This is a genomic window from Burkholderia sp. Bp9090 (assembly GCF_003857985.1).
GTDB lineage: Bacteria > Pseudomonadota > Gammaproteobacteria > Burkholderiales > Burkholderiaceae > Burkholderia.
The window spans coordinates 1-272 of sequence record NZ_QTPV01000129.1 but is presented as its reverse complement, the minus strand read 5'-3'; the positions used below and the strand labels follow the sequence as shown (position 1 = coordinate 272).

The window sequence follows — 272 nt, the reverse complement described above, 5'->3', positions numbered from 1 at the left end:
TTGAACGAGAAGGATTATTGGGGCGGCGGCCCGTTCACGAACGGCTGTTCAAGTCTGCCCGATCTTTGGCACGGCGGTCTGGACGATCGAACGATGGGCTGGATGACCGTGCAAGGCATCAATCCGACCAACCGCCCGCTGTATCGCGCGCCGCCGCGTGCGTATGGCGTGCTCGCGGCGCTGCGACTGGCCAGACTGATCGAGTCGATCCGCCGCATGCAGGCCGACGTGCCGATTACCGTCGTGTGTCACAGCCAGGGCAACATCGTCGG

At 64.0% G+C, this 272-nt stretch carries 1 pseudogene; it reads left to right on the top strand.

Annotation, left to right across the window (positions count from 1 at the left end):
- A pseudogene (locus DIE16_RS37405) lies at positions 1-272 on the top strand (hypothetical protein); the annotation flags it as partial.